The 6,018-nt window shown below is 37.1% G+C and carries 7 protein-coding genes; 3 read left to right on the forward strand and 4 right to left on the reverse strand.

All coding sequences use genetic code 11. From position 1 onward, the window contains the following. Nucleotides 1–271 precede the first annotated feature (271 nt). The 4 genes from ACXYMX_RS16815 to ACXYMX_RS16830 form a co-directional block, all read right to left on the reverse strand. On the reverse strand, nucleotides 272–826 hold the full coding sequence (locus ACXYMX_RS16815; protein WP_459045399.1) for a recombinase family protein: 555 nt from the start codon (nucleotides 824–826) through the stop codon (nucleotides 272–274). 187 nt (nucleotides 827–1,013) lie between these two features. Continuing rightward, complete coding sequence (locus ACXYMX_RS16820; RefSeq protein WP_459045400.1) at nucleotides 1,014–2,024, reverse strand: DUF418 domain-containing protein; 1,011 nt, start codon at nucleotides 2,022–2,024, stop codon at nucleotides 1,014–1,016. Between the two features lie 68 nt (nucleotides 2,025–2,092). Next, the gene (locus tag ACXYMX_RS16825; RefSeq protein ID WP_459045401.1) at nucleotides 2,093–2,677 is read right to left on the reverse strand and encodes a lipoprotein BA_5634 family protein; all 585 of its coding nucleotides are present in this window, start codon (nucleotides 2,675–2,677) and stop codon (nucleotides 2,093–2,095) included. 876 nt (nucleotides 2,678–3,553) lie between these two features. Next, entirely contained in the window at nucleotides 3,554–4,270 is a 717-nt protein-coding gene (locus tag ACXYMX_RS16830) for a dihydropteridine reductase (RefSeq protein WP_459045402.1), read from the reverse strand. Between the two features lie 209 nt (nucleotides 4,271–4,479). Between ACXYMX_RS16830 and ACXYMX_RS16835 the strand changes: the two genes are divergently transcribed. From ACXYMX_RS16835 to ACXYMX_RS16845, 3 genes are all read left to right on the forward strand, one after another. Beyond that, a complete protein-coding gene (locus tag ACXYMX_RS16835; RefSeq protein WP_459045403.1) occupies nucleotides 4,480–4,830 on the forward strand; it encodes a hypothetical protein in 351 nt (116 codons plus the stop codon). 96 nt (nucleotides 4,831–4,926) lie between these two features. Next, nucleotides 4,927–5,136, forward strand: coding sequence for a hypothetical protein (locus tag ACXYMX_RS16840; RefSeq protein ID WP_459045404.1), 210 nt, complete (start codon nucleotides 4,927–4,929; stop codon nucleotides 5,134–5,136). A gap of 151 nt (nucleotides 5,137–5,287) precedes the next feature. Continuing rightward, nucleotides 5,288–5,680, forward strand: coding sequence for a disulfide bond formation protein DsbD (locus ACXYMX_RS16845; protein WP_459045405.1), 393 nt, complete (start codon nucleotides 5,288–5,290; stop codon nucleotides 5,678–5,680). Nucleotides 5,681–6,018 lie beyond the last annotated feature (338 nt).

Here is a 6,018-nt window from a genome sequence, read left to right on the forward strand (position 1 = left end):
AATAACCCAAATCAAGAAGAGTAACTTGAAACTTATAATTAATAAAACCATCGTTAGATGGAACGCGGAATGCTTGGAAACTGGCACGTTCCGTGCGGAGCAGGGGAAAAGTTGGAGATAACTTCAAAGGCTTACCTATTGCTACAGATAGTTGAACAAGAAACTCGATTATCTCCATCCGCAAACCATTGATACAATTTCTGGACGATCTTGTATCTTGTATCCTCTATACACACCAGGTTAACATAACGCCTGTTGTATCCAGTTAGTGTCATTGGGTAGCTCCCTTTTTGGCACGAATCAATGTACTTTTTGAAATACCCGTTATTTCCTCCACTTGCTTATAGGAATTACTTTTCAGTAGATGTAGAGCGTGTTCTATCTGTTTTTTACCGTACTTCTTCGGGCGACCTTCTTTGAAATCGGGGTTCTGTTTTGCAATGGCTTTGCCTTCCTGTGTACGTTCCACTATCATATCCCTTTCAAACTCTGCAAAGGAACCCATGACGTTCAGGATCAATCGTCCTGTTGGCGTATCCTCCACTAAGCCCATATTCAGCACATGGACCTTCACGCCATTTTGCAGCAGGTCTTTGATTAAATCTGTACCAGATAACGCAGTACGGGCGAACCTATCCAGTTTTGTGACTATTAGCGTGTCACCTTCCTCCAATATAGAAAGTAATTCAACGAATTGGGGACGGTCTGCCTTGGTACCCGTGAACTTCTCAGAATAGATTTTATCGCAGCCTTCTTTCTCTAACGCTTGAAGTTGTACCTCAAGATCCTGGGATGCTGTACTTACTCTTGCGTATCCGTATTTCATTATGTATTAGCCCCTTTTTTGCGGTTCACTTATGACACTAAGATACGACACATCTTAATACCTTGATACTACTACATCGCTAAAACGGTGTCGATTCTCATAAGTTATGGCACCAGAAATAGATAAAAAAGTCTCCCTTTCTAAATAAAAGGGAGACTTTTTTATCTATTTCTATTGTGCCGGTACATTATTTTTCTTTAACCAAAGGAATGATTGTCCAATACGTAATAACTCTCCAGATCCATTCAAGTGGCCCCATTTTAAAGTAGCGTAGACAAATCATACTGAACACCATCTGAATGGCACAAATTGCTATGCATATATATAAGGTTCCCATATACGAAAGGTTTGCTGTTAGATTAAAAACTCTACCAGCAAGTAGAATAAGTGCAGTTTGTCCTAAATAATTGGTCAAGGCCATCCGACCGTAATACTTTAGCGGTGTAAGAACAAGTTTTACTATTTTTGATTGTAATAAAAGAAGCAACAGTCCTACATAAAATGCTGACAGTAGCGGGCCGACCATTATACCGACCTTCAAAAATTTGCTTGCTGCGCCAATTGGCCCTTCTTCATCCATTATTATCATACCGAAAAACGGTTCATCAGGTACTAATTGGTACTGTGCATATAAGGCGAATCCACTGAAGATTAACATGCTTGCTGTAAAGAAAAAGAGTCGTCTTTTTTCACCAAGGTTTTCAAAAATACGGTATTGGCCACATACCAAACCCAATAATATCAATGGAAATGTTAAGAGTAGTTTCGCTCCCATGACTGCAAACACGACAAGCAACGTTATGCCTATAGCAAGGTTCACATGCTTGTTTACTTTAAAGAACGGTAGTACAAGTAATCCGCATACAGCATAAATCGCCAATGCTTCTCCCGGTTGAAAAAACATATGAGCTACTCCAAATGCAAATAAAATTACTATTCTACGTAAAAACAATACATATCCATTTTGTTTTTTACTTCGTGCCCGCGTAAGAAAGATATAAAATCCCACTCCAAATAAAAATGAAAAGATGGAGTAAAAACGACCTTCTACAAACAAAAATAAAAATCGTTGATAACTTGCATCTGTTGTATTCGGCTCAGGAATACCTATTTGAAGCAAAGCCAATATATTTACCAGAATGATTCCCAACAAGGCGAATCCTCGTATATAATCCAGTTCCTCAATTCGTTTATTCATTCTAAATCTCTCCACTCTACAGATAGATTTATGCATCGGTTACGATCGTAACCGATGCATAAATTACATTAATTACCTTTTATTTCGACCAGTTGATTTCCTTCCACATCAAATTCACTCATTTTTTCACTTGGGTCTTTTTTATACTCTATAATGCCCATCGTTTTCTCTGTAGCTTTCATAGAAGACCATTGAGCTTCATCTACAACCATGAACATATCTACATAACTTCTTCCATCTCCGATGATTATATTCCCTTCATAGGTTACTATCATTGGCTGCCCGTTTAAGTTAACTTCATCCAGTTCTTCCTTTGCAAAGAGTATACTTACTCCTTTTGGAATTGATGTAATTGGTTCTGTTTTGTTATCTGTTGTCACTTCTTTTAGCAATTCTTTGTCGACAAGAGCTTGAGCTGTCTTTTTATCCAAAACCATAATCTTTTGATCGCCATCTTCTACAATTTTAATTTTGTAGGCATCCTTTGATTTTAAATCTTTCTCTTCTTGCTTAAATGATTGCTCAATTTGTTGATGATCTCCATACAAAACTATACCGTTTGCCTTTGTGAACATTTTTGTCACCCCAGTACATCCTGTCAATATAGAACCTGCAATTAAAGCTACTAAACATACACTCAGTAATTTCCTCATTTTTTCCACTCCATTTCAACTTTTCTTCCGACCAATCCTTAACTTACTGATTTCATTGTAGGATAAATCCCAATGTCTATCCATCGGTTCGGGTGACGTCTACCTTACAGTTTTGCAACATCTAATAATTCCTGCTAGATCGGCTATTAGATGATTTGATAAGTAGGGTTGCGGATGAAGCAGTTAAACGAGCAGCCGAGCACTTTTCTCGAAAGTTTATAGATATAATTGAACAGCGAGACAGAAGGTTGATGCATAATCTGACCCAAACGTTGGTGTATGTACTATTTACTTCTAGTAGACATAACACCCGTTCACGGAAGTAGTTAACTCCCTTACTCAATAAGAAAAAGCTGCCCTGTAAAGGCAGCCGATTGTTCAACTAAGGTACTCGTTGTTTTAATAAGAACAGAGACGCTTATTAAACAATCGCGCCCCGATAGCTGTATTGTTAAGAATTACTTGTTTCATCACTTTTATTGAAAAACATTAAACTTATAACTGATCCACCTATAATTCCGAAAGCTATACCCCATACAATGTTATTAAAGATTATCTCTAAAATTGTACCTATTATAATTCCAATACTCATACCTATAACACTCATCAAAAATCACTCCTTTTCTGCAACTATCTGGCCCATGAGTATATCTAACACGTCGATTTCCGTTTCAGACGGGCGCGTTCTGGAGGGCGAGCGGTGGACCAACCCGTCCGCTTCGCTACCGTTGGTTGTTTCACCTGTCTCGCTAATCCTCCCAGAGTCGCGGTCTTACACTCCAATCAACTAGGTGTCTACAACTAAACCTTGTGCCACAATCAAGCCCGTTAATGGATCGTATATTTGGTATTTACCAAGAAAATATTTTGTCTCTTTTAAATTGACAAATCGAATGATAAAAACTCAGCCAGTTGTTGTTCACGTTTGTCGAGCATAATCTGTTCCGGCTTGATGCCCTGCTCACGTAGTACTTCAATATTCTGTGAGAGGAATTCGTCGCTGCCGACAACATAAAAGAGTCCATCCTTGTCTGCGGCAAGATTTTTCACTTCTTCATAGTAGTCTTTCCGGTTATCGACGAACTGTGATGTGAACTTCTTGTCAGGCGCGGATTCAAAAATATTAGTGAATAAGAAGTCTTTTGATGAATCAATGTTCAGGGAATGCATTTGGTTGACGTTGTCAGCACGTTCGAAATAATCAAGTACAAGCGGTCTAAAAGTTGCTAGGCCTACACCAGATGACAGCAGGTACACATTTTTGTCTTCTCTTTTAAGCGGTACATTCGAATAGGTTTTAAATATTGCGACCTCATCGCCAACCACAAGATCTCTTAAATTCATTTTAAACTCAGAGCACTGCTCTCTGATGCGTGTTGTGATACCAATTGAACTTTCGTGCGGTAAAGTGGAGATTGACATATGGCGAATCAAGCCACGGTTTGGTTTATCTCCAGCATTAAAACCTTCCAGTGCAAAGTGGGTGTGGGCACCTTCTTCCCATGTAAACCCTTCCGGGCAGTCAAGCACATACGTTTTAACCTCAGCGGATTCTTCAATAATCTTATTTATTTTAGTCCAGTATATTTGCATTATATATTCCCCTTTACTCAATTATATGTATCGTTACTATCTAACATACAGTAATTGATAACAATTCTCAATTAAAAGGATTGGTTATTTCAGATAACTTATGTGGCTTGAATTATCTTATACTTTAAAATAAGTCTGGAATCTGAATTGTTCAATATAATGGCCAGATTATTGTTAAGTGGTCCTTATCATATTCATAGGAGGTACTTATGCGATTGCCCCTTACTATTGTCATACTACTCTGCATTCCTATATTTTTGATTGGCTGTAATGTAAGCCCTGGACATAATTTAGGAGGAGCGTTAAGTAAGAAACAAGTATTAAAACTAAATCCAGATGCAGATATCTTTGAATTTGATGGATCAGTTTATAAAACAGGTGTAGATTGGATTGAAGAGGAGAAGTTAACAAAAGATGAACAAATAGGAGAAATATCTGAAGGTATGGCAACTAAATTACCAGTTGGTGCAAAGATATTCTCCCCAAAAGAAAGAAGAGATATTTTAATTGTTGAGTATGATAAGAAAGAAAAGAGGTACTTGCTCCAAGTTGGTGAATAGGGTTGTTCTTCAACAAATGGGCGCGTTTGTGTAGCAAGAACACGCGCCCTTATTACATATAAGGAGCCTATTGTTTAGTAATTAAGGGGGACGACAATGAGCAATAAATCTACTTTAGCCGTTATTTTAATTGCAATACCTATACTTATCGCGGCTTTTATTATTATTAACCCGAATATATTACTATCGGGTGGCTATGAATTAGCTCTTGATGGGTATGTAATATCAAGAACCTTAGTGATTATTTTCGTATTGTATTTGCTATTTAAATTAGGTTTGGTTTTAGCTAAGCAATCAGACAAATAATTTTTCACCAGAATCGGGCGCAATTCTTGGATAAGGACTGCGCTGGAATCGGGCCATTTTGTTTAAGAGCGAAACTTAAGCAAGGGTTAATCCGTATTTAAGAGAGGAAGTAACGGGATTCTTCAATTCTTAAGGAAGGGTGAAAGTGAAAATGAACAAAAAGGTATTTAATATAATCGGATGGATTTTACTCTTAGTAATGGGGGTTTCTTGGATTGTATTTGGTTATTCAAATTGGTACTTGTTGTTACTCCCATTATCTCATATCAGCTTTTCAATCAGTGATGGTAGCATTAAAAAATTAGGAAAACTGTCTATATCACAAGCTGCTTTAATCTTATTTGCGTTAGCAGTATCGGTGGGTATTGGATTTGGTCTAATTCAATTAGCAAACTTCGTCATTAACGACAAATTGCATCTGACAGGAGTAATCAAAACAGTCAGCCAGATAATTGCTATTATTATCTCGTTATACCCTGTTAAGTTTACGTTTAGCAGCATTGTATATAAAGTATACGGTGATTTAAATGCAAATAAAACGTAAATCTTGTTATAAATATTGTTCCCCAATCGGGCGCGATTGCTTTATAAGCGGTTGCATCTAAATCGCAATCGGGCCAAATTGTTGAGGGGTTATTCGAATGTGGTTAGTTGATTTCAACGTTCGTTTAGGAGGTGAATTAATGAAAGTTAAGACTATCGGCATGATTATATCGGTTTTAATTATTACTTACATGATTGAATCAATTTCATAATTAACGTTTTTAAAAATGCGTAAAGTAGCTCCTTGATGGTTTATAAGCTTTTTAAAAATAGAAAACCGATTTAATTAAGCTACATTTAACGATTGTTGTTCCATTGCTAATTTGATTCGATCTGTTG

The organism is Sporosarcina sp. CAU 1771 (assembly GCF_054482775.1).

Bases quoted from the DNA above. Each gene is read 5' to 3' on its own strand.
- ACXYMX_RS16815 (WP_459045399.1), bottom strand. From the start codon at position 826: ATGAAATACGGATACGCAAGAGTAAGTACAGCATCCCAGGATCTTGAG.
- ACXYMX_RS16820 (WP_459045400.1), bottom strand. From the start codon at position 2,024: ATGAATAAACGAATTGAGGAACTGGATTATATACGAGGATTCGCCTTG.
- ACXYMX_RS16825 (WP_459045401.1), bottom strand. From the start codon at position 2,677: ATGAGGAAATTACTGAGTGTATGTTTAGTAGCTTTAATTGCAGGTTCT.
- ACXYMX_RS16830 (WP_459045402.1), bottom strand. From the start codon at position 4,270: ATGCAAATATACTGGACTAAAATAAATAAGATTATTGAAGAATCCGCT.
- ACXYMX_RS16835 (WP_459045403.1), top strand. From the start codon at position 4,480: ATGCGATTGCCCCTTACTATTGTCATACTACTCTGCATTCCTATATTT.
- ACXYMX_RS16840 (WP_459045404.1), top strand. From the start codon at position 4,927: ATGAGCAATAAATCTACTTTAGCCGTTATTTTAATTGCAATACCTATA.
- ACXYMX_RS16845 (WP_459045405.1), top strand. From the start codon at position 5,288: ATGAACAAAAAGGTATTTAATATAATCGGATGGATTTTACTCTTAGTA.